General features: G+C 59.7%; 20 protein-coding genes and 1 tRNA gene. 16 read left to right on the top strand and 5 right to left on the bottom strand.

The genetic code is table 11. The annotated features are described in order from the left end of the window. Positions 1-16: 16 nt before the first annotated feature. From C8N42_RS04810 to C8N42_RS04795, 4 genes are all read right to left on the bottom strand, one after another. Entirely contained in the window at positions 17-595 is a 579-nt protein-coding gene (locus C8N42_RS04810) for a cob(I)yrinic acid a,c-diamide adenosyltransferase (RefSeq protein ID WP_107815417.1), read from the bottom strand. Position 596: 1 nt separating this feature from the next. Continuing rightward, on the bottom strand, positions 597-800 hold the full coding sequence (locus C8N42_RS04805; protein WP_107815416.1) for a twin transmembrane helix small protein: 204 nt from the start codon (positions 798-800) through the stop codon (positions 597-599). 77 nt (positions 801-877) lie between these two features. After that, positions 878-1,702, bottom strand: a complete 825-nt coding sequence (locus C8N42_RS04800; protein WP_107815415.1) for an SDR family NAD(P)-dependent oxidoreductase — start codon at positions 1,700-1,702, stop codon at positions 878-880. An 85-nt stretch (positions 1,703-1,787) separates the two neighbouring features. Further along, positions 1,788-2,348 carry an SH3 domain-containing protein gene (locus tag C8N42_RS04795; RefSeq protein WP_170109212.1) on the bottom strand — a complete coding sequence of 187 codons (561 nt, stop codon included), beginning with the start codon at positions 2,346-2,348 and terminating at the stop codon, positions 1,788-1,790. 213 nt (positions 2,349-2,561) lie between these two features. Here C8N42_RS04795 and C8N42_RS04790 point away from each other — a divergent pair, with 213 nt between their 5' ends. The 5 genes from C8N42_RS04790 (at position 2,562) to tuf (ending at position 9,361) form a co-directional block, all read left to right on the top strand. Continuing rightward, positions 2,562-4,922, top strand: coding sequence for a DNA topoisomerase IV subunit A (locus C8N42_RS04790; RefSeq protein ID WP_107815413.1), 2,361 nt, complete (start codon positions 2,562-2,564; stop codon positions 4,920-4,922). Between the two features lie 34 nt (positions 4,923-4,956). Next, positions 4,957-6,204, top strand: coding sequence for a DUF898 family protein (locus tag C8N42_RS04785; protein ID WP_107815412.1), 1,248 nt, complete (start codon positions 4,957-4,959; stop codon positions 6,202-6,204). Next, a complete protein-coding gene (locus C8N42_RS04780) occupies positions 6,201-7,403 on the top strand; it encodes a M48 family metallopeptidase (RefSeq protein ID WP_107815411.1) in 1,203 nt (400 codons plus the stop codon). The genes C8N42_RS04785 and C8N42_RS04780 overlap by 4 nt, the downstream gene beginning before the upstream one ends. Before the next feature lie 49 nt (positions 7,404-7,452). Next, positions 7,453-8,094, top strand: coding sequence for a hypothetical protein (locus C8N42_RS04775; protein WP_107815410.1), 642 nt, complete (start codon positions 7,453-7,455; stop codon positions 8,092-8,094). A gap of 91 nt (positions 8,095-8,185) precedes the next feature. After that, entirely contained in the window at positions 8,186-9,361 is a 1,176-nt protein-coding gene (gene tuf / locus C8N42_RS04770) for an elongation factor Tu (RefSeq protein WP_107815409.1), read from the top strand. Between the two features lie 267 nt (positions 9,362-9,628). Here the strand turns inward: tuf and C8N42_RS04765 are convergent, their stop codons facing one another. Next, positions 9,629-10,555 (bottom strand): LysR substrate-binding domain-containing protein, encoded by a 927-nt coding sequence (locus C8N42_RS04765; protein ID WP_107815408.1) that lies wholly within the window; start codon positions 10,553-10,555, stop codon positions 9,629-9,631. A gap of 107 nt (positions 10,556-10,662) precedes the next feature. Between C8N42_RS04765 and C8N42_RS04760 the strand changes: the two genes are divergently transcribed. From C8N42_RS04760 to rpoB, 11 genes are all read left to right on the top strand, one after another. Next, a complete protein-coding gene (locus tag C8N42_RS04760; RefSeq protein WP_245889966.1) occupies positions 10,663-11,688 on the top strand; it encodes a YeiH family protein in 1,026 nt (341 codons plus the stop codon). A gap of 79 nt (positions 11,689-11,767) precedes the next feature. Further along, a tRNA-Trp gene (locus tag C8N42_RS04755) sits at positions 11,768-11,843 on the top strand. A gap of 108 nt (positions 11,844-11,951) precedes the next feature. Beyond that, positions 11,952-12,152 (top strand): preprotein translocase subunit SecE, encoded by a 201-nt coding sequence (secE, locus tag C8N42_RS04750; RefSeq protein WP_066707241.1) that lies wholly within the window; start codon positions 11,952-11,954, stop codon positions 12,150-12,152. A gap of 39 nt (positions 12,153-12,191) precedes the next feature. Next, entirely contained in the window at positions 12,192-12,767 is a 576-nt protein-coding gene (locus C8N42_RS04745) for a pyridoxamine 5'-phosphate oxidase family protein (protein WP_107815407.1), read from the top strand. A gap of 163 nt (positions 12,768-12,930) precedes the next feature. After that, positions 12,931-13,464 (top strand): transcription termination/antitermination protein NusG, encoded by a 534-nt coding sequence (nusG, locus tag C8N42_RS04740; protein ID WP_107815406.1) that lies wholly within the window; start codon positions 12,931-12,933, stop codon positions 13,462-13,464. Between the two features lie 124 nt (positions 13,465-13,588). After that, the gene (gene rplK, locus C8N42_RS04735) at positions 13,589-14,038 is read left to right on the top strand and encodes a 50S ribosomal protein L11 (protein WP_107815405.1); all 450 of its coding nucleotides are present in this window, start codon (positions 13,589-13,591) and stop codon (positions 14,036-14,038) included. Further along, positions 14,038-14,736, top strand: a complete 699-nt coding sequence (rplA, locus tag C8N42_RS04730; protein WP_107815404.1) for a 50S ribosomal protein L1 — start codon at positions 14,038-14,040, stop codon at positions 14,734-14,736. Before rplK ends, rplA begins: the two co-directional genes overlap by 1 nt. Positions 14,737-14,894: 158 nt before the next feature. Then, entirely contained in the window at positions 14,895-15,809 is a 915-nt protein-coding gene (locus C8N42_RS04725; protein WP_107815403.1) for a glycosyltransferase family 2 protein, read from the top strand. Between the two features lie 288 nt (positions 15,810-16,097). Next, on the top strand, positions 16,098-16,610 hold the full coding sequence (rplJ, locus tag C8N42_RS04720; RefSeq protein ID WP_107815402.1) for a 50S ribosomal protein L10: 513 nt from the start codon (positions 16,098-16,100) through the stop codon (positions 16,608-16,610). 72 nt (positions 16,611-16,682) lie between these two features. Beyond that, complete coding sequence (gene rplL / locus C8N42_RS04715) at positions 16,683-17,060, top strand: 50S ribosomal protein L7/L12 (protein ID WP_107815401.1); 378 nt, start codon at positions 16,683-16,685, stop codon at positions 17,058-17,060. Positions 17,061-17,313: 253 nt separating this feature from the next. Next, positions 17,314-21,450 carry a DNA-directed RNA polymerase subunit beta gene (rpoB, locus tag C8N42_RS04710; RefSeq protein ID WP_107815400.1) on the top strand — a complete coding sequence of 1,379 codons (4,137 nt, stop codon included), beginning with the start codon at positions 17,314-17,316 and terminating at the stop codon, positions 21,448-21,450. Positions 21,451-21,456: the final 6 nt, after the last annotated feature.

The raw sequence follows: 21,456 nt of genomic DNA, 5'->3' as shown, positions 1-21,456 counted from the left end.
ATTTCGGGGAAATGGCTTACCGGTTCGCCCCCGGAACCCAGAGAACATCCGCCCGGCCATCGTCATTCGCCATGCGCGCGGCGCAGAACAGCCAATCGGATAGCCGGTTGAGATATTTGATCGCGGCCGGGTTCACGTCGTTGTTTTCTTCGGCGGAGAGTTCGGTCGCGATCCGCTCGGCGCGCCGTGCGACGGTGCGGGCATGGTGCAGATGTGCCGACAGGGGCGATCCCGCCGGAAGGATGAAGCTCCTGAGCGGTTCGAGCACGGAGGTCATCGCGTCGATCTCGGTCTCCAGTCGTGTGACCTGTGCGTCGACGATGCGCAATACCGGATAGCCCGCCTCGCCGTCCTTTTCCATCTTTGGGCGTGACAGGTCCGCGCCGAGATCGAACAGGTCGTTTTGAATGCGGGAAAGGGCCGCGTCCGTGTCACCCTGGGCATGAAGCCGGGCGAGACCGAGGACCGAGTTCACCTCATCCACAGTGCCGTAGGAGGACACGCGTGTCGAATGTTTCGGTGCGCGGGACATATCGCCCAGAGAGGTGTCGCCCTTGTCGCCGGTGCGGGTGTAAATTTTGTTCAGAACAACCATGTCAGTTTCCAGATTGGCGCAGGGCCACGTAAATCACCACAAGGATCACCGCGCCCAGTTGCGCGAGGATACGGGCCTGCATGAGTTTGTTGGAGCGTTTCGCCCCCTCGACACCGCCGCGTCCGAACTGGGCGATGCCAAAGGCGAGAATCAGCACGACGACGAGACAGGCGGCGCCAATGACATAAAGAAATGTATCGGACATGAGCGGCTCCTCCTCGCTGATTTCCCTGTCGATTTCAGGGGCGTTTCCTCAGAGATAGCGCGTTTGCGCGTCGGAGCCTAGCCTTTGGACATCATCCATTCGCTGAGACGCGCGGGCAGGACGCGCAGGGCGAGCGCCGTGAACACCGTGACTTTCGTCACCGGATAACGGGCCTTTGGATTGTGATCCTCAAGCGCGCGCAGCAGTTTTTCTGTGACCGCCTCGGGGCCAAGCTCGAAGGCGTCGGGTTTTGCGGTCTCGGCATAAAGCCGTTGAGTGAGTTTGTCGTAGCGCGCGGATTGCGGGCTGGCCCGCCAGTCAATCCAGCGGTCGAATTGCTTGCGGGAATTGAGCCGGAAATCGGTACGGATCGGGCCGGGTTGAATGAGCGAGACATGCACCCCCGTGCCGCGCATTTCCAGACGCAGAGCGGTAGTCATCGCCTCAAGCGCATGTTTCGTCGCGGAATAGGAACCGCGAAATTTCGTGGTCATGAAGCCCAGTACAGAGGAACATTGCACGATCCGCCCATGTCCCTGCTCCCGCATCACTCTGACGGCGCGTTGCGTGAGATCGTGCCAGCCGAAGAGATTGGCCTCGAAATGCTGGCGCAGGGCGACGACGGGCAGGTCCTCGATCAGTGCGGGGATCGCATAGGCGCCGTTGTTGAATAGTGCGTCGAGCGTGCCGTCGGTGCGTCGCATGACCTCGGTCCAGGCCGCCTCAATCGAAGCGGGCTCTTCGTAATCGAGCCGCAGACTTTCCAGCCCTTCCTGGTTCAGACGCGCCACGTCCTCCTCTGCCCGGCAGGTGGCAAATACCCGCCAGCCTAGCGATTTCAGATGATGGGCCGCATGATACCCGATGCCGCTGGAGCAGCCCGTGATCAAAATGGTGCGCATGAGAAAGCCTTTCCCGAGAGGGTCGGGAAAGGCTTACCTTATGAAAGTCGCCGAAGGAAACGACTTTCGCCTGATAACTACAGTCTCAGTGGGAGACTTCGGCAAGGAATTTCGCGGACATGTACCCTTCCACCCCGTCGCCCTCGACGGAGATTTTGACCCAGCCATTCTCCACCGGGGAGATCACCCGGACGATCTCCGCGCGTATCACCTGCCCCAGAACTTCATTGGTTGTGGAGGGGCCGGAGCGGACGTTGACACGGCTTCCGGTCACTTCTTTCAGGACGAGGTCCTGAGCCGGGGACGGGGTCGGTTGCGGCGAGGCCAGGAAGCCGGCCATTTTCGACGGATCGCTTACAACGGTTGTCGCGGCATTGACGACGATTGCTGCGCGCACCATTTCCTCATCGGCATTGAGGCTCGCCAATTGTACGGTTCCGGGCGCTGTGTTGTTGCGCGCAATGCGGTCGGGGGTCTGTGCTCTCAATTCGGCCAGAGTGGGAACATAGTCGCCCTGACGTTTGCTCGGCCCGACAAAAGTCTCGTAAAATGTGTCCGACATTTGTGACACAAGGGAAACCCTGACGGCTCGCCGCGCGTCGTATTCTGCCTGTTCTTCGGCAGACAAATCGCGACCAAAGACCATCAAGGCGGTCCATAGACCCAATAAGGTCATTGTCGTCAGACTCAAAATCCGTAACACCGTCAGGCCCCCCGTTTCGGTTTTTGTAAACTATCTGATGAGTGAACGCGCCGAATGGGGAAAAGTTCCGCTTTCTTCCACCTAACCTGATTTCTGGGGTGGGGTGGGATCAGATGCGCTTGCCCGGTCCGGGAGGGGCGGCTATTCATCATCCTCATGAGCAGTGATTTGACCCAAGACCCCGAACACGAAGACGCGCCGCTGGGCGAAAGCTTCGAGCCTTTGCGCCGTGCGATCGGTGAGCGCTATTTGCAATATGCGCTCTCTACGATCATGCACCGGGCACTGCCCGATGCGCGCGACGGTTTGAAACCTGTGCACCGGCGCATCCTTTACGCGATGCGCGAACTGCGCCTGTCCGCGACCGGGGGCTTCCGCAAATCCGCCAAGATTTCCGGCGACGTGATGGGCAACTATCATCCGCATGGCGATGCCGCGATTTATGACGCAATGGCGCGCCTGGCGCAGGACTTCAACGTCCGTTACCCGCTGGTGGACGGGCAGGGGAACTTCGGCAATATCGACGGCGACAACCCGGCGGCTTCGCGCTACACCGAGGCGCGGATGACGATTGCCGCCGAGGCGCTGCTCGAAGGGCTCAACGAGGACGCGGTCGATTATCGCGACAATTACGACGGCACGCTGCGCGAGCCGGAGGTCCTGCCCGCCGCCTTTCCGAACCTGTTGGCCAATGGCTCGTCCGGGATCGCGGTCGGTATGGCCACGAACATCCCGCCGCACAACATTGCCGAGTTGATCGACGCGTCTCTGCACATGATCAAAGTGCCGGACGTGCGCGACGATACGCTGCTCAATTATGTCAAAGGTCCGGATTTCCCCACCGGCGGCATCATCGTTGAGCCGCGCGAGAGCATGGCGAGGACCTATGCCACCGGGCGCGGATCGTTCCGTCTGCGGGCGAAGTGGGAGGTCGAGGATCTGGGTCGCGGTGTCTGGCAGATTGTCGTGACCGAGATTCCCTATCAGGTTCAGAAATCGAAGCTGATCGAGAAACTGGCCGAACTGATCCAGACCAAGAAAGTGCCGATTCTGGCCGATGTGCGCGACGAGAGCGCCGAGGACATTCGCGTGATCCTTGAGCCCAAGTCGAAAAACGTCGATCCGGACGTGCTGATGAACACGCTGTTCCGCAACTCCGATCTTGAGACGCGCTTCTCTCTGAACATGAACGTGCTGATTGACGGGCGGACGCCGAAAGTCTGTTCGCTCAAGGAGGTGCTGCGTGCCTGGCTCGATCACCGCCGTGTCGTCTTGCAGCGCCGCGCGACGCACCGTCTGGAAAAGATCGACCACCGTCTTGAGGTGCTCGAAGGCTTCATCATCGCCTTCCTCAATCTGGATCGTGTGATCGACATCATCCGTTACGACGACGACCCGAAAGCCGCCCTGATGGCGGAAATCTGGGGCCGCGACGTGCCGCGCGCCATGTCGGAGAAGGATTACATAAGCCCGCTGCCTGCGCCTGAAGGGCAGGGAGAACTGACCGAGGTGCAGGCCGAGGCGATTCTCAACATGCGTCTGCGCTCTCTGCGCCGTCTCGAAGAGATCGAACTGATCCGCGAACGTGATGCGCTCTTGGCCGAAAAGGCCGGGCTGGTGGAATTGCTCGGATCGGAAGAGCTGCAATGGGTGCGCATTTCCGATGAGCTGAAAGAAACCAAGAAGCGCTTCGGCAAGGATTACGGCCCCCGCGGCGCGCGTCTGACGCAATTCGCCGAGGCTGCCGAGGTCGAGGACGTGCCCTTGGAAGCAATGATCGAGCGCGAGCCGATCACTGTCGTGCTGTCGCAAATGGGTTGGATTCGGGCGATGTCGGGTCACATCGACCTGACCCGCGAGTTGAAGTTCAAGGACGGCGATGGCCCGCGTTTTCTCTTCCATGCGGAGACCACGGACAAACTCATTCTGATGGGCTCGACCGGGCGATTCTATACGCTGTCGGCTGCCAACCTGCCCGGTGGGCGGGGTATGGGTGAGCCAGTTAGACTTATGATTGACCTGCCCAACGAGGTGGAGATCGTCGACATCTTCAAACACGATCCCGAAGGCAAGCTGCTCGTGGCCTCGAATGCGGGCAACGGCTTCCAGATCGCCGAGAAAGACGTGGTGGCCCAAACCCGAACGGGCAAGCAGGTGCTCAACGTCAAGGACGACGAAAAAGCGGTGATCGTTCATCGAATCAAGGGCGATCACGTCGCCGTCTGTTCGCAGAACCGCCGCTTCCTTGTCTTCCCGCTCGATGAGGTGCCCGAACTCGGGCGCGGCAAGGGCGTGCGGCTTCAGAAATACAATCAGGCGCGGGGCGCGCAGGGCATGCTTGAGCTTGACGGCGGCCTCAGCGATCTGACGACTTTCGATTGGGAGCAGGGGCTGAGCTGGACCATGGGCGGGGGCAACACCCGCACCGAGAAAGACCTGACCCAGTGGCTCGGCAAACGCGCCGGTGTCGGTAAGGCACCGCCGCATGGCTTCCCGCGGGACAACAAGTTCAGCTGAGAGCATAACGGGTGATTGCAGACAGGTGATTTAAATGGCGCAGTTGTTGAACACGGAATTCGAGGGACGGGTGGGGCCAGTTTTGCGGCTGTCGCTCTGGACCGCGATCTTCACCGTGTTCACGCTGGGATTTTACCGCTTCTGGATGAAAACCCGGCTCCGGCGGCATTTCTGGGCCGCCGTGCGTCCGGACGGCACGCCGCTTGAATATGTCGGCAAGGGGATCGAGAAATTCACCGGTTTCCTCATCGCGCTCGTGTTTCTGGCGTTGCTGATCGGGGTGCTGGCGCTCTTGCTGGTCTATGCCTCCTATGTCCTGTTCAACGAGGATTTCGAGGCCTATCTGGTGGCGGCTCTGATCGCCGTGCCGCTGATCTATTTCGCCTCCTATCGTGCCAAGCGCTACGTCTACGCGCGCACCCGTTGGCGGGGCATCCGCTTCGCGCTGGAACCGGCGGCGGGGAAATATGCGCTTGTCGCCATGGGGCATCTTCTTCTGACGCTCGTGAGCCTTGGTCTCCTGTGGCCACGGATGACGTTCAAGCTGGAGAAGTTCCGCACGGATCGCACGTTTTTCGGCGATCAGCGTTTGCAGCAGGGTGGCAAGTGGACCGGGCTTCTGCCACCCTTCCTGCCGGTTTTGCTTAGCGTCTGGGGACCCGCGATTGCTGGCGGACTCATCGCTTGGCGGTTCTCTGATATGACGGAAGACGATGCCCTGATGATCGGTCTGATCCCGTTTCTCATCTTCCTTGGGATGCTCGCTGCGCTGTTCTTTTACACCCGCTACCGGGTCGTTGCTCTGCGCTATCTCGCCAATCACAAGACGGCGGGGAGCGTCGGGTTGATCTCAAACCTGTCCTTTCCGAGCATTCTCGGCATCAACCTCGGCGGCTATATCCTCACGAACCTCGCGACGGCGGCGGCGACCTTCGTCGTTGGCGCTCTGGCCTCCCTCATCCTTGTCGTGATTTTTCCGGGGCTTTCCGATTTCGGCATTTTCGCCTCCGGCGCAGTGTCCGAGGGCACCTCCATCGGTGAGGAGGGTATGCCCTCCGCCGAGATCACCGTCTTTTTCGCCTTGTTTCTCTATATGGTGACCTTCCTGTTCTTTTCCGTTTTCCGCCAGTGTTTCGTCGTCTTTCCCACATGGCGCCATTACGCCAGCACGCTGTCGCTGACCGGTGGGGAACATCTGGCGCAAATCCGTCAACGTGACCGAGATGAGGCGGGACAGGCGGAGGGCATCGCAGAGGCCTTCGATCTGGGGGCGGCGATATGAGTGGCGCGGGTCCCTGGGCGCCGATCCCCGAGGGGGTGCGTTGCGAGTTGGTCGATGGCAAGACGGCAGCCCGCCATGTGGTCTATGCGCTCCTGCGAGAAGGTGAGGCGGCGCTCGATCTGTCCTACACGAACGAGCAAGGCGTCGAGTTGCGCTGGAACTGGCCCTTGTCGCATCTGCGCCATGTCGAGGGACAGAGCGATCTGAAATGGGGGCAGGCACCGTTGGGGGTTTATACCAATGTGATGACGCCGACCGCGCGGCTCTATGTGCGCGACGGGCGTCTGCGGGCGGCACTTGAGACGGATGCGCCGAATCTCCGGCGTAAGACGCCGATGACCGGAAAGGGACGTTTGGCGGGGTTGATCGCCGGGGCGGTGGCCTCTGTCGCCTTCATCGTCTTCGTGCTCATTCCGCTGATCGCGGATCAACTTGCGGCGGGCCTGCCGATCGAGGGAGAGCGTGCGTTGGGGGACAAGACCTACCAGCAGGTGCGCGACAGTCTCGGCACGGTCCTGCCGCTGAACGAGTGTACTGGAAAAAGGGGTGTTCTGGCGCTCAGGGAAATGGAAGCCAAACTCCTTGCGGTGTCCGATCTCGACCGTGAGGCGGTACAGCTTACCGTTCTCGATCACGACATGATCAATGCCTTTGCGCTTCCGGGTGGGCGGATCGTTGTCATGCGCGGGCTGATCGACGCCTCTGAAGCGCCCGAGGAGGTGGCCGCCGTAATCGCGCATGAGATGGGTCATGTCGCCCACCGCGATCCCACCCGCCACGCCCTGCGCTCGGTCGGGACCTTTGGGGTGCTGTCACTGGTGTTCGGCGATTTCGCGGGGGGCACGGTGGTGCTTCTGGGGGTCAACCAACTGGTGAATGCGCAATATTCCCAAGGTGCCGAAAGTGCCGCCGACGCCTATGCCCATGCGCTTTTGCCCAAAGCCGGGGTGTCTCCGGGCGCGCTGGCCCCGTTGTTCGAGCGGTTGCGGGAGGAATACGGCGACAGCGAAGGGATTGCCTCCCATCTTGCCTCTCACCCGAAGCTTGGCGACCGCGTGACGCGGGCCGAAGAGGCTGCCGTGGGTTTCGAAGCCAGCGATGCGCCGTTTATGTCCCCGCTCGCATGGCGCGAGTTGCGGGCGATCTGCGGCGATGAGAGCAGTGATAAAAAGAGCAAAAGCAACAGCGTTGCGCCCTGACGGCTTTGCCGTTACCACTTTGCACCGACCCATCAGGAGGATCTGTTTCGTGTTCCATACCGCCCGTCGCGCATTTCTAGGCCTCACGCTTCTCGCCCTGACCGCTTGCGCGGACGCCAAGGCGGTAACGGATGAGACGCCACTGGTGAACCTCGGCGATTTTTCCTTCGGACATAACGTGGTGGTCGCCAAGGATGCGCAGAAAGCAGCCTTTTCGCGCACCGCCACCGAGGAGGAAATCGAAACCGCACTGAAATCCGCGATGCAGGCGCGGCTTGGCCGCTACGATGGCGACAAGCTCTATCACATCGGGATCAAGGTGGATGCTTACGGTCTGGCTGCGCCCGGCATCCCGGTTCTGTTCACGCCGAAATCCGTCTTCGTGCTGTCGGTCAATGTCTGGGACGATTCGCAGGCCAAGAAACTCACCGACAAGCCCAAGCTGTTGACCGTGTTCGAAGGCGCTTCCGGGGCCACTCTCGTCGGCTCCGGTCTGACCCGCACGAAAGAGGAACAGCTCGAGATTCTGAGCCGCAATGCGGCGATGAAAGTCGAGCGCTGGCTGCAGGAAAATGGCCAGTGGTTCGGGGTCGATCCGGTCGAGGCGGAGAGCTCGGATGCGGACGAAGCCAGAGCTGCCCTCGAAGTTCTCGCACCCGAGGCGGCGAGTGAGGTCGCAAATGGCAACTGACGCTTGATTTTCCTGTCCGAAGCCACTACCTAGCCCGCGATGTTAATTTCGGGCCAGTTCTCCGGCCCTTCAAACCAAGAGGCGCCACGATATGGCTAAAGGTAAGTTTGAGCGTAACAAACCGCACGTGAACATCGGTACGATTGGGCACGTTGACCACGGGAAGACGACACTGACGGCGGCGATCACGAAGTATTTCGGTGATTTCAAGGCGTATGACGAGATTGACGGCGCACCGGAAGAGAAAGCGCGCGGGATCACGATTTCGACCGCTCACGTTGAATACGAGACGCCGAACCGTCACTACGCGCACGTGGACTGCCCCGGCCACGCCGACTACGTGAAGAACATGATCACCGGTGCGGCCCAGATGGACGGCGGCATTCTGGTGGTGAACGCGGCTGATGGCCCGATGCCGCAGACCCGTGAGCACATCCTGTTGGCCCGTCAGGTCGGCGTGCCGGCTCTGGTGGTGTTCCTGAACAAGGTCGATCAGGTGGACGACGAAGAGCTTCTGGAGCTCGTCGAAATGGAAGTTCGCGAATTGCTAAGCGAATACGACTTCCCGGGCGACGATATTCCGATCATCGCGGGCTCCGCTCTGGCCGCGTTGGAAGGTCGTGACCCGGAAATCGGCGAAAACAAAATCCGCGAGCTGATGGAAGCCGTCGACGCCTATATCCCGGAACCCGAGCGTGCGATCGACCAGCCGTTCCTGATGCCGATCGAAGACGTGTTCTCGATCTCCGGTCGCGGTACCGTTGTGACCGGCCGTGTGGAGCGCGGTGTGATCAACGTGGGCGACGAGATCGAAATCGTCGGGATCCGCGACACCAAGAAAACCACCTGTACCGGTGTGGAAATGTTCCGCAAACTGCTCGACCGCGGTGAAGCCGGCGACAACATCGGCGCTCTGCTGCGCGGTGTGGACCGTGAAGGCGTTGAGCGTGGACAGGTTCTGTGTAAACCGGGCTCGGTGAACCCGCACACCAAATTCGAATCCGAGGTCTACATTCTGACCAAGGAAGAAGGTGGCCGTCACACCCCGTTCTTCGCGAACTACCGTCCGCAGTTCTACTTCCGCACGACGGACGTGACCGGGACGGTCGTTCTTCCGGAAGGCACCGAGATGGTGATGCCGGGCGACAACCTGAAATTCACGGTTGAGCTGATCGCCCCGATCGCGATGGAAGAAGGTCTTCGCTTCGCCATCCGCGAAGGTGGCCGCACCGTCGGTTCGGGCGTCGTGTCCAAAATCATCGAATAATCGGGTCGAGTTTCTGTAAGAAACTCTGACCGGTGGGTGACAGTGTCTTTTGCTCGCAAAAGATCACGAGAACCCACTCCGGTTGAGAATAGAGAGGCTCCGCAAACGCGGAGCCTTTTCTTTTGCGAAGGCGTGATCCCGTTTAGGAAGCCAGGCAATGGTGCAAGCCGCGGGTGGCAGGGTATTTTGACAAAGCCAAAGGTGTCCCGAGAACCCGGGGCCGCGGTGGGCGAGGTCACTTCAAAGCAAACTGAAAGACACCCTCTCCTAAGAACGAGGCAGCTCACTTGTTGACCCAGCGTCACCGCGCATCTCTGAAATCACCGTAATGAGGGCGCTTGCCGCACGAGTGCGATGCCGGTGCGGATGGGTGATCATCGCGAAAGGGCGTAAAGAGGGGGCGGTCCATGTGATGCGATGCCCTCTCACATGGCCGAACGCAGAGTGCCGCAGGGCACGGTGTGAGACAAGGCTAACGGCATCGCTGGCGGCAATGGCCGCTAGCACGGCCTCGTTCGAGGGCAATTCCAGTGCCACATCGAGCTGATCGACCGACAATCCCATCCCGGACAAATGCGTCTCGCTTTCCGAACGTGTACCCGAACCGGTCTCGCGCAGCACCCATGTGAAGGCGCGATAATCGTCGGTGGAGAAACTCTCACACCCGGCCATGGAACGTGTGTCGCGCATCACCAGAACCAATTCGTCGCGGGCCACCACCTGGTGTTGAAGATCGCTTTCGGGCAGGGGACCCTCGACAAAACCCAGATCGGCGGTGCCTTCACTCACCGCCTTGGCCGCCTGTGTCGAGTTGCCGACGGTTAGCGCGATCCTGAGGCCAGCATGTCGCGCATGAAGCGCCATCAGGCGCGGCGGTAGCCAATAACTCGCGACCGTCTGGCTGGCAAAGACCCGAAGCGTGCCGCGTGGTTCTGCCGCCAGATCGTCGAGCGCATTCCGCGCGGTTTCCGCCTCGGTCAACACACGTTGCGCAACGGGCAGGAACAACCGCCCCTCTTCCGTCAGCACGATGCCACGTCCGATCCGGTCGAAAAGCTTCACGCCATGCTGCGCTTCAAGCGTGGCAATCGCGGAGGACACGGCAGATTGCGTCAGATTCAATGCGCTCGCCGCCTGTGTTACATGGCTGCGCGCGGCGACGGCGAGAAATATGCGGAGCTGCTCAAAGGTCATGGTTAATTCATTCATAAAATCGAACGAAATAACAATAATAATCGTTTAGATTTATGAAACGTAATGCGGCATAGCAATGGCATACCCTTTGAACAGAGGAGCAAGCCATGGCGGATGCAAGCGAGATCACATTCCCTGACAACCGGGACAACCGGATGGCGAGGCTCTGGCACTACCTGCCGGGGCTGATGGCGACAGGGGCTTTGGCGGCGCTGGCGATTTTGGCTCAGCGCTGGATCGGGGTGCCTTATCTCAGTCCGATGGTTCTGGCGATGGTGGCGGGGATCGTGCTGCGCAACGCATTTGGGTTCGCATCGGTGCTCGTGCCGGGGGTGAGCCTCTCGGTCAGGAAAATCCTGCGTGCCGGGATCGTGCTTATGGGGTTTCAACTCACGCTGGGCCAGCTTGAGGGCATTGGTCTGAATGGTGTCCTGATCGTCGTCGTGGTGCTGGCTGCGACGTTCATATTCACCAAAGCGATGGCCCGCGTGCTCGGTGTCGAACGCAAGCTGGGCGAGTTGATCGCGGCGGGCACCTCGGTCTGTGGCGCGTCGGCGGTGATCGCGGTCAACACGGTGACGGGGGGCGAGGACGAGGATGTGGCCTATGCCATTGCCTGTGTCACGGTTTTCGGCACGCTCTCCATGCTGATCATGCCGGTGATGGGCGGATTTCTGGCAATGGCACCGGAGAGCTATGGGCTTTGGGTCGGGGCGACGGTGCATGAAATGGCACAGGTGATGGGCGCGGCCTTCACCCATGGCGATGCCGCCGGACAGGCGGGGACAATCGCGAAACTCAGCCGGGTCCTGATGCTCGCGCCACTGATCCTTGCGCTTGGCGCTCTGGCGCAACAGGACGAAGGTGTGTCAGGTGGGCGGGCGCCCATGCCGTGGTTCGTCTTCGGCTTCATCGCCGTGGTGGTGCTTAACTCTCTGGTCGACGTGCCGCCGATGGCAAGCCAGGCGCTTGCCCATGTCACGGCCTTCTTCCTGACCATGGCGCTTGCGGGGATGGGGCTTGAAACCCATGTTGCGCGGCTGCGGCAAAAGGGCGTGCGCCCGTTGATGCTTGGGGCTGTGGCCTGGGTTTTTGTCTCGGTGCTGGGGCTGACGCTGGTGCTTTTGGCCTGAGATGGAAGGTGAGAAACGAAAAGCCACGAAAACGGGCTTGCAAAGGGCGTGCGGCTTGTCTATCTCATCGCTCGGCCTTAGGGGTATAGCTCAGCTGGTAGAGCGACGGTCTCCAAAACCGTAGGTCGCGGGTTCGAACCCTGCTGCCCCTGCCATTTCACCGGACATTATTCTCAATATGTACGTGCGGCGGGCATGCGGGCTTGAAATTGCCGTCCCGCTCGCGTATCTGCGCCGGGTAATCAGAGGTTCAGGACGAAAAGATGGCCACGAAAACCAACCCGATTCAGTTCATCCAGCAGGTGCGTGCAGAGGCGGCGAAGATCGTTTGGCCGACACGTCGCGAGGTGATGCTGACCACGTTGATGGTGTTTATCATGGCCGCGCTGACCGCGACCTTCTTTTTCCTCGTGGACCTGATCATCCGCACCGGTCTGACGGGTTTCCTGAACCTGTTCGGATAAGTCCGTTTCGGCTATATGCGAACTCGGAAGGAGTTTCGCATGGCCAAGTTTTTCAAAACCATCACGGATACTCTGCGCCGTATTGTCGAGCGCCAGAGGATTTTCTTTGTGGCGACTGCCGCCGAAGGCGCACGGGTGAACGTCTCACCTCGTCCGACCGCCGATACGTTGCGGATCACCGGGCCGAACGAGGCGATGTATCTCGATATGACAGGCTCTGGAGCGGAAACCGCTGCGCATTTACGGGCGGACGGTCGGATGACCATGATGTTCTGTTCCTTCGAGGAACAGCCGATGATCATCCGCTTTTTCGGCACGGGGCGCTCGGTTCTGAAAGGGACGGAAGAGTTCGACACGCTTCTGAACAATTATTTTGATGGCAAAGATTTGCCGGGCAGTCGACAGATCGTTGTGCTGACCGTGGAGGAGACACAAAGCTCCTGCGGCTACGGTGTGCCGTTTTTTGAGTATACCGGCGAGCGGTCGACATTGCGCGATTGGAGCGAACGCAAAAGCGATGCCGAAATCGCAGAATATCTCGAACAGAAAAATCTCGTATCGCAGGACGGTTTGCCCACCGGGTTCGAGGCGGTCGCTGACAGCCTAAAGGGTTGAACTTGTGTCCGTGAGCGTATAGAGCGGGCGCACTCTTGCGAGACGGGCGTGCAGCGATTCGAGTTGCGCGCCGCTTTATTGTTTCGCAGAGACGCAGCGCAAGCTGCGGTTGGGAATTAACGAGACCCGGTGAAAGCCGGAGAAACGAAAAGGCAAAGGCACCATGGCGAAGCGTTGGTATTCGGTGAGCGTTCTCTCGAACTTCGAGAAAAAAGTCGCCGAAGCGATCAAGACGGCCGTGGAAGAAAAGGGCCTGCAGGATCAGATCGAAGAGGTTCTGGTGCCGACCGAAGAGGTCATCGAGGTGCGCCGGGGCAAAAAGGTGACGACTGAGCGTCGTTTCATGCCGGGCTATGTGCTCGTCCGCATGGAAATGACCGATCAGGGCTACCACCTGATCAACTCGATCAACCGGGTGACCGGCTTCCTCGGGTCCTTCGGCAAGCCGATGCCGATGCGTGACAGTGAGGTTCAGGCGATCCTGGGCCGTGTCGAGGAAAACGCGGAGCAGCCGCGTTCCACGATCACCTTCGAGGTCGGCGAGCAGGTCTCCGTCGCCGAGGGTGCTTTCGAGGGCTTCGACGGGATGGTCGAGGAGGTGGACGACGCCAACCAGCGTCTGAAAGTCTCCGTGTCGATCTTTGGCCGGGCCACCCCGGTCGAACTGGAATTCACTCAGGTCAACAAACGGGCCTGAATGACGGCGGACCTTATGGTCCGCATGTGAGCCGTGGGAGGCGAGGGCGACGCGTCGTCCGGACCAGACCACACAACGAAGTGGTCGCAAGACGCGTTTTGCGACCGTTGGAAAGGAAAAGCCAATGGCTAAGAAACTCGCAGGCAAGATGAAGCTGCAAGTGCCCGCCGGTCAGGCGAACCCGTCCCCGCCCGTGGGTCCGGCGCTCGGTCAGCGTGGTATCAACATCATGGAATTCTGTAAGGCGTTCAACGCCAAGACGCAGGATATGGAAGCCGGTGCGCCGTGCCCGACCGTGATCACCTACTACTCCGACAAATCCTTCTCGATGGATATCAAGACGCCGCCGGCGTCCTATTACCTCAAGAAGGCTGCCGGTCTCAAACCCGTCGGCAAACGCAACCGCCCCAAAGGTGCGGCGCTTCCGGGTCGTGAAACCATCGCTTCCGTGACCATTGCGCAGGTGCGCGAGATCGCCGAAGCGAAGATGAAAGATCTGAACGCCAACGACATCGAAGGCGCAATGCAGATCATCGTCGGCTCCGCGAAATCCATGGGCATCGAGGTGAAGTGATGGCGAAACTTGGCAAACGTACCCGTGCGGCCCGCGAAGCTTTCGCCGGCAAAGAGAACGTCACCGTCGAGGAAGCCGTTGAGCTGATCAAAGCCAACGCGACCGCCAAATTCGACGAGACCGTTGAAATCGCGCTGAACCTCGGCGTCGACCCGCGCCACGCAGACCAGATGGTCCGCGGCGTTGTGTCCCTGCCGAACGGCACCGGCAAAACCGTCCGTGTGGCCGTGTTCGCCCGTGGCCCGAAAGCCGACGAAGCGACCGCAGCCGGTGCAGACATCGTGGGCGCCGAAGACCTGATGGAAACCATCCAGGGCGGCACCATCGAGTTCGATCGCTGCATCGCGACCCCGGACATGATGCCGATCGTCGGCCGTCTGGGTAAGATCCTCGGCCCGCGCAACTTGATGCCGAACCCCAAAGTCGGCACCGTGACCATGGACGTCAAAGCGGCTGTCGAAGCTGCCAAAGGCGGCGAAGTGCAGTTCAAGGCCGAGAAAGCCGGTGTCGTGCACTGTGGCGTTGGCAAAGCATCTTTTGACGCCGCCAAACTTTCTGAGAACATCCGCGCTTTCGTGGATGCGGTCCAGAAAGCCAAGCCGACCGGCGCCAAAGGCACCTACATGAAGAAAGTCTCCCTTTCTTCGACGATGGGTCCGGGTGTTTCGGTGTCCGTGGACTCCGCGACCGGCAACTGAGTTTTACGCTTGGTTTAAGATTTGAAAGGCGCTCCTTCGGGGCGCCTTTTCTTTTGTGCGTTAAGATTGCTCTCGGGATGCTCTTTGGAATTGGGCGTAGCTTTACAGGTCGGACGGCTATGTTAGTGTCGCGTCAAATGTGAGTGAGGCGGTAGATAATGCGCGAGACATGGCAGGTTGCCTGTATTTTGAAAGAAGACCTCCAGGTTACCTTGCGCTTTGTGGCCTGGTACCTCGATATGGGGGCCGACCGGATCACTCTATTGTTCGACGACCCGAATGATCCAGCGATCGAGATATTGAGGGATATGCCTCGCGTCGAGTGTCTGCCCTGCACGGAGGATTTTTGGAAAAAAGAGGTCGGAGTACGGCCTCAAGCGCGCTTTACCCGGCGCCAGAATGCCGGGATTACGTATATCTATCGAAGAACGAAGCAGGATTGGTTGCTCAACGTCGATGCCGATGAGTTGTTGTACATCGCGAAGGGAATGGACGCTTTCTTGGCGGAACAGCCGAAAGATGCCGATTACGTGCGTATCGGGCCGGTGGAGCTTCTGTTGTCTGAGGGAAAGGCGCATCTCTGTCTGCGGGCGCAAATGGATCGGGATGCGCTCAAGACGGTGTATGGCGAAGAGGCAAAATATTTTGCTCGCTTCCGGGGCGGTCTGGTTGGTCATCCAGAGGGTAAATCGGTTATTCGTTCTGGTCTTGACGTGAGAAAGTTAAGACAGCACTGGCCCGCGCCACGCGAAGGGGAGGCCTTCCGCGAGCGCCTGGTTCCAGCCGGCGAAGATGCGATGTTGATCCATCTTCTGGGCGAGGATGAGGTGGTTTGGAAAGACAAGATCGCGTGGAGAATGGACAGTTGGGGCTTCGCCCCGGCGATCAAGGAGCACATTCAGGCTGCTCTGGAAACTGCGGAGCGCGATGCGGTTCTTGCCGAGATTTACAGCGCATTCTTCCGTGCCGATGCGGAAAAATTGGAGCGCCTGCGTGATCAGGGCGCGCTTATCGTGATCGAGGATTGCCTGGAAGTTCCGGCAAGGCGGATGTTCGCGGAGGCGATGAGATAGCAAGGTGCTGGAAACAGTCCCTTGCACTCCCCATTAATCCCCTCTAAACACCCTCATGCAGCCCAGCGTGCGATTCGTCGTGCGCTGTTTTGCATTTCGTCCTAGACGGTGGGTGATCGGAATATGCCGCTCATAATTCCTGCCTGAGACGGGAAAGACGATAAGTTTCTCCGAGGTGTTCCTCGGGCGACTTTGGCGCAGCCCCGTATACGGACTTCGAGCCGATGCCATATGGCGGAGGTAGAATTGAGCCGGGAGGGGCGACCCTCCCATACTTGGAGTAAAACTGTGGATAGAGCACAAAAAGAAAAGGTGATCGAGGAACTCGGTCAGATCTTTGAAAGCTCTGGCGTGGTCGTCGTTGCACACTACGCAGGTCTTACGGTTGCTGAAATGCAGGATCTGCGCGCGAAAATGCGTGACGCAGGTGGTGCAGTTCGCGTTGCCAAGAACCGGCTCGCCAAAATCGCCCTTGAAGGAACGCCGAACGAACCGATCAGCGATCTTCTCAACGGCATGACCGTTCTCGCCTATTCCGAAGACCCTGTCGCAGCTGCGAAAGTGGTCGTGGATTACGCCAAAGAAAACGAGAAACTCGAAATTCTCGGTGGCGCAATGGGCGGCGAAGGTCTTGACGCCAACGGTGTGACCCGTGTGTCCAAAATGCCGTCCCGCGAAGAGCTTCTGGCTCAGATCGTGGGCTGCATCGGCGCACCGGCAGCCAACATCGCAGGCGCAATTGGCGCACCCGCTTCGAACATCGCGGGCATCCTTTCCACCATCGAGGAAAAGGCTGCCTGAGCAACCCTTTGAACCTGCGTGGGCCGCAAAGGCACCATGTTGGAACACACTCAAACGAACGGAAACAGTACAATGGCTGATCTGAAGAAACTTGCTGAAGAGATCGTTGGTCTCACCCTTCTCGAAGCTCAAGAGCTGAAAGAAATCCTCAAAGAAGAATACGGCATTGAGCCCGCTGCTGGCGGCGCTGTGATGATGGCCGGCCCGGCTGGCGACGCTGGCGGTGCTGCTGCTGAAGAGAAGACCGAATTCGACGTCGTTCTCAAAGACGCTGGCGCTTCCAAAATCAACGTCATCAAAGAAGTCCGCGGCATCACCGGCCTGGGCCTCAAAGAAGCCAAAGAGCTCGTTGAAGCCGGCGGCAAAATCAAAGAAGGCATCGACAAAGCCGAAGCCGAAGACATCAAAGGCAAACTCGAAGCCGCTGGCGCGACCGTCGAGCTGGCCTAATTGCCTCGGCCTCAGGGCCAATGAAATCATGGGCTGGACCCGGGGTGTTCCCGGGTCCAGCTTAACCTGTCTTAGAAAGGGCCTTTGCGGCAGCGCCGCGTGAAAGGGTGTTTTCTCAGGAGAGGTTCAAAGGTCGGGAGCCCCCTTTGGGTCGGGGGCAGGAATAGACCGAACCCCTCTGTTTCGTCAGGGCACAGCCGCCGGCACCCAACGGTGATTGTCGCTCGCGAAAATTCGAAAGGTTTAGACGCTTATGGCATCGTCCTTCCTTGGCCAGAAACGGCTCCGCCGCTCTTACGGCAAAATCCGCGAAGTCCTCGAAATGCCGAACCTCATCGAGGTTCAGAAATCTTCCTACGAACTCTTCCTGAAATCCGGTGATGCTCCCGAACCGCAAGACGGCGAAGGCATCAAAGGTGTGTTCCAGTCGGTTTTCCCGATCAAGGATTTCAATGAAACCGCTGTGCTCGAATTCGTGCGCTACGAGTTGGAAGCGCCGAAATACGACGTCGAAGAGTGCATGCAGCGCGACATGACCTATAGCGCCCCGCTGAAGGTCACACTCCGCCTCATCGTGTTCGATGTGGACGAAGACACCGGCGCGAAGTCCGTGAAGGACATCAAGGAACAGGACGTGTTCATGGGCGATATGCCGCTCATGACGCCGAACGGCACGTTCATTGTGAACGGCACCGAGCGCGTGATCGTGTCTCAGATGCACCGCTCGCCGGGCGTGTTCTTCGACCACGACAAGGGCAAGACTCACTCCTCGGGCAAACTGCTGTTCGCCTGCCGGATCATCCCGTACCGCGGTTCCTGGCTCGATTTCGAATTCGATGCCAAGGATATCGTCTTCGCCCGTATCGACCGTCGCCGCAAACTGCCGGTGACGACCCTGCTCTATGCGCTGGGTCTCGATCAGGAAGCGATCTGCGACGCCTATTACAACACCGTCGATTTCAAGTTGGAGAAGAACAAGGGTTGGGTGACCAAGTTCTTCCCCGAGCGTGTGCGCGGCACGCGTCCGACCTATGACCTTGTGGACGCCGCCACCGGCGAAGTGATCTGCAAAGCGGGCGACAAGATGACCCCGCGCGCGGTGAAGAAAATCATCGACGAAGGTCAGATCACCGAGCTTCTGGTGCCTTTCGAACACATCGTGGGCAAGTTCGTCGCGAAAGACATCATCAACGAAGAAAACGGCGCGATCTATGTCGAAGCGGGCGATGAGCTGACGCTTGAGATGGACAAGGACGGCGATGTGATCGGTGGCTCCCTCAAGGAACTGCTGGACGCGGGCATCACCGACATTCCGGTGCTCGACATCGACAACGTGAACGTTGGCCCGTACATCCGCAACACGATGGAAGCCGACAAGAACATGAACCGCGAAACCGCGCTCATGGACATTTATCGCGTCATGCGTCCGGGCGAACCGCCGACCGTTGAAGCTGCCTCGACCCTGTTCGACAGCCTGTTCTTCGACAGCGAGCGTTACGACCTCTCCGCCGTGGGCCGCGTGAAAATGAACATGCGTCTCGATCTGGATGCGCCGGATACTCAGCGCACCCTGCGGCGCGACGACATCATCGCCTGTATCAAGGGCCTTGTTGAGTTGCGTGACGGCCATGGCGACGTGGACGACATCGACCACCTCGGCAACCGTCGTGTGCGTTCCGTCGGCGAGCTGATGGAAAACCAGTACCGCGTCGGCCTTCTGCGTATGGAACGTGCGATCAAGGAACGGATGTCCTCCGTCGAGATCGACACGGTTATGCCGCAGGATCTGATCAACGCGAAACCGGCCGCCGCCGCCGTGCGTGAGTTCTTCGGTTCCTCGCAGCTTTCGCAGTTCATGGACCAGACCAACCCGCTGTCTGAGGTGACGCACAAGCGTCGTCTTTCGGCCCTCGGGCCGGGCGGTCTGACCCGCGAACGTGCGGGCTTTGAGGTCCGCGACGTGCACGTGACCCACTATGGTCGTATGTGCCCGATCGAAACGCCGGAAGGGCCGAACATCGGTCTGATCAACTCGCTGGCCACCTTTGCCCGCGTGAACAAATACGGCTTCATCGAAACCCCGTATCGCAAGGTGATCGAGGGTCAGGTGACGGACGAAGTGCAATACATGTCCGCCACCGAGGAAATGCGTCACACCGTGGCGCAGGCCAACGCGGAGCTCGACGAAGAGGGGCGGTTCACCAACGATCTCGTGTCCACCCGTCAGTCCGGTGAACACGCGCTGAACCCGCCGCTCAACGTCGACCTGATCGACGTGTCGCCGAAACAGCTTGTGTCCGTCGGTGCGGCGCTCATCCCGTTCTTGGAGAACGACGACGCCAACCGCGCTCTGATGGGCGCGAACATGCAACGTCAGGCCGTGCCGCTTCTGCGTGCCGAGGCGCCGCTCGTCGGCACCGGGATGGAAGCCAAGGTCGCCATCGACTCCGGTGCTGCCATTCAGGCGAAACGTGCCGGGATCATCGACCAGGTCGACGCGACCCGGATCGTGATCCGGGCCTCCGAGGATCTGGAACTGGGTGATGCGGGTGTGGACATCTATCGTCTGCGCAAGTTCCAGCGTTCGAACCAGAACACCTGCATCAACCAGCGTCCGCTGGTAAACGTGGGTCAACGGGTCGAGAAGGGCGAAGTGATTGCCGATGGCCCGTCCACCGATATGGGGGAACTGGCACTCGGCAAGAACATCATCGTCGCCTTCATGCCGTGGAACGGCTACAACTACGAGGACTCCATCCTGATCTCCGAGCGCATCGCGCGTGACGACGTTTTCACCTCGGTGCACATTGAGGAATTCGAGGTCGCCGCTCGTGATACGAAGCTCGGGCCGGAAGAGATCACCCGCGACATTCCCAACGTCGGTGAGGAAGCTTTGCGCAACCTCGACGAAGCCGGGATCGTCTACATCGGGGCTCACGTCGAGCCGGGTGACATTCTCGTCGGTAAGATCACGCCGAAGGGCGAAAGCCCGATGACGCCGGAGGAAAAACTCCTGCGCGCCATCTTCGGTGAGAAAGCCTCCGACGTGCGTGATACTTCGCTGCGCGTGAAACCGGGTGACTACGGTACGGTCGTGGAAGTCCGCGTGTTCAACCGTCATGGCGTCGAGAAAGACGAGCGTTCGCTGCAAATCGAGCGTGAGGAAATCGAACGTCTGGCGCGTGACCGCGACGACGAGATGGCCATTCTGGACCGCAACATCTACGCGCGTCTCAAAGACCTGATCATGGGCAAAGTGATCGCGAAAGGTCCGAAGGGCGTCAAATCCGGTGTGACTGTTGACGAAGACCTGCTCGGTCAGCTCTCCCGTGGCCAGTGGTGGCAGCTTGCCCTCGAAGAGGAATCTGACGCCCAGATCGTCGAGGCGCTGAATGCGCAGTACGAAGCCCAGAAACGTGCTCTTGAGCACCGTTTCGAAGACAAGGTCGAGAAAGTCCGTCGTGGCGACGATCTGCCGCCGGGCGTGATGAAAATGGTCAAAGTCTTCATCGCCGTGAAGCGCAAGCTTCAGCCGGGCGACAAGATGGCCGGTCGTCACGGTAACAAAGGTGTGGTGTCGCGCGTCGTTCCGATGGAAGACATGCCGTTCCTCGCCGATGGGACCCCGGTCGACTTCTGTCTCAACCCGCTGGGTGTGCCGTCGCGGATGAACGTCGGTCAGATTCTTGAGATCCACATGGGCTGGGCCGCACGCGGTCTCGGCATCCAGGTGGATGACGCTCTGGCAGAATACCGTCGTTCTGGCGATATGACCCCGGTGCGCGATGCGATGAAATTCGTCTATGGCGAAGAAGTCTATGAAGAGGGCATCGCCGGCATGGACGACGATCTTCTCATCGAGGCAGCATCGAACATCGTCAACGGTGTGCCGATCGCGACTCCGGTCTTCGACGGTGCAAAAGAGGCCGACATCAACGACGCTCTGCGCCGTGCCGGGTTCGACACCTCCGGTCAGTCCGTCCTGTTCGACGGTCGCACCGGCGAGCAGTTCGCTCGGAAGGTGACGGTTGGCAAGAAGTACATGCTGAAACTTCACCACCTCGTCGACGACAAAATCCACGCCCGTTCGACCGGGCCGTACTCCCTCGTCACCCAGCAGCCGCTCGGTGGTAAGGCACAGTTCGGTGGTCAGCGGTTCGGGGAGATGGAGGTCTGGGCTCTCGAAGCGTATGGCGCCGCCTATACGCTGCAGGAGATGCTTACCGTCAAGTCGGATGACGTGGCCGGTCGTGCCAAGGTCTACGAGTCGATCGTCAAGGGCGAAGACAACTTTGAAGCCGGCGTGCCGGAGAGCTTCAACGTGCTTGTCAAAGAAGTCCGTGGCCTCGGCCTCAACATGGAACTCCTGGACTCGGAGGGTGAGGAGTAAGGGCTT

The organism is Celeribacter persicus, assembly GCF_003050785.1.
GTDB lineage: Bacteria > Pseudomonadota > Alphaproteobacteria > Rhodobacterales > Rhodobacteraceae > Celeribacter > Celeribacter persicus.
Note: the sequence above shows the minus strand (reverse complement) of the source record. Positions and strands in the feature narration are given on the sequence as shown.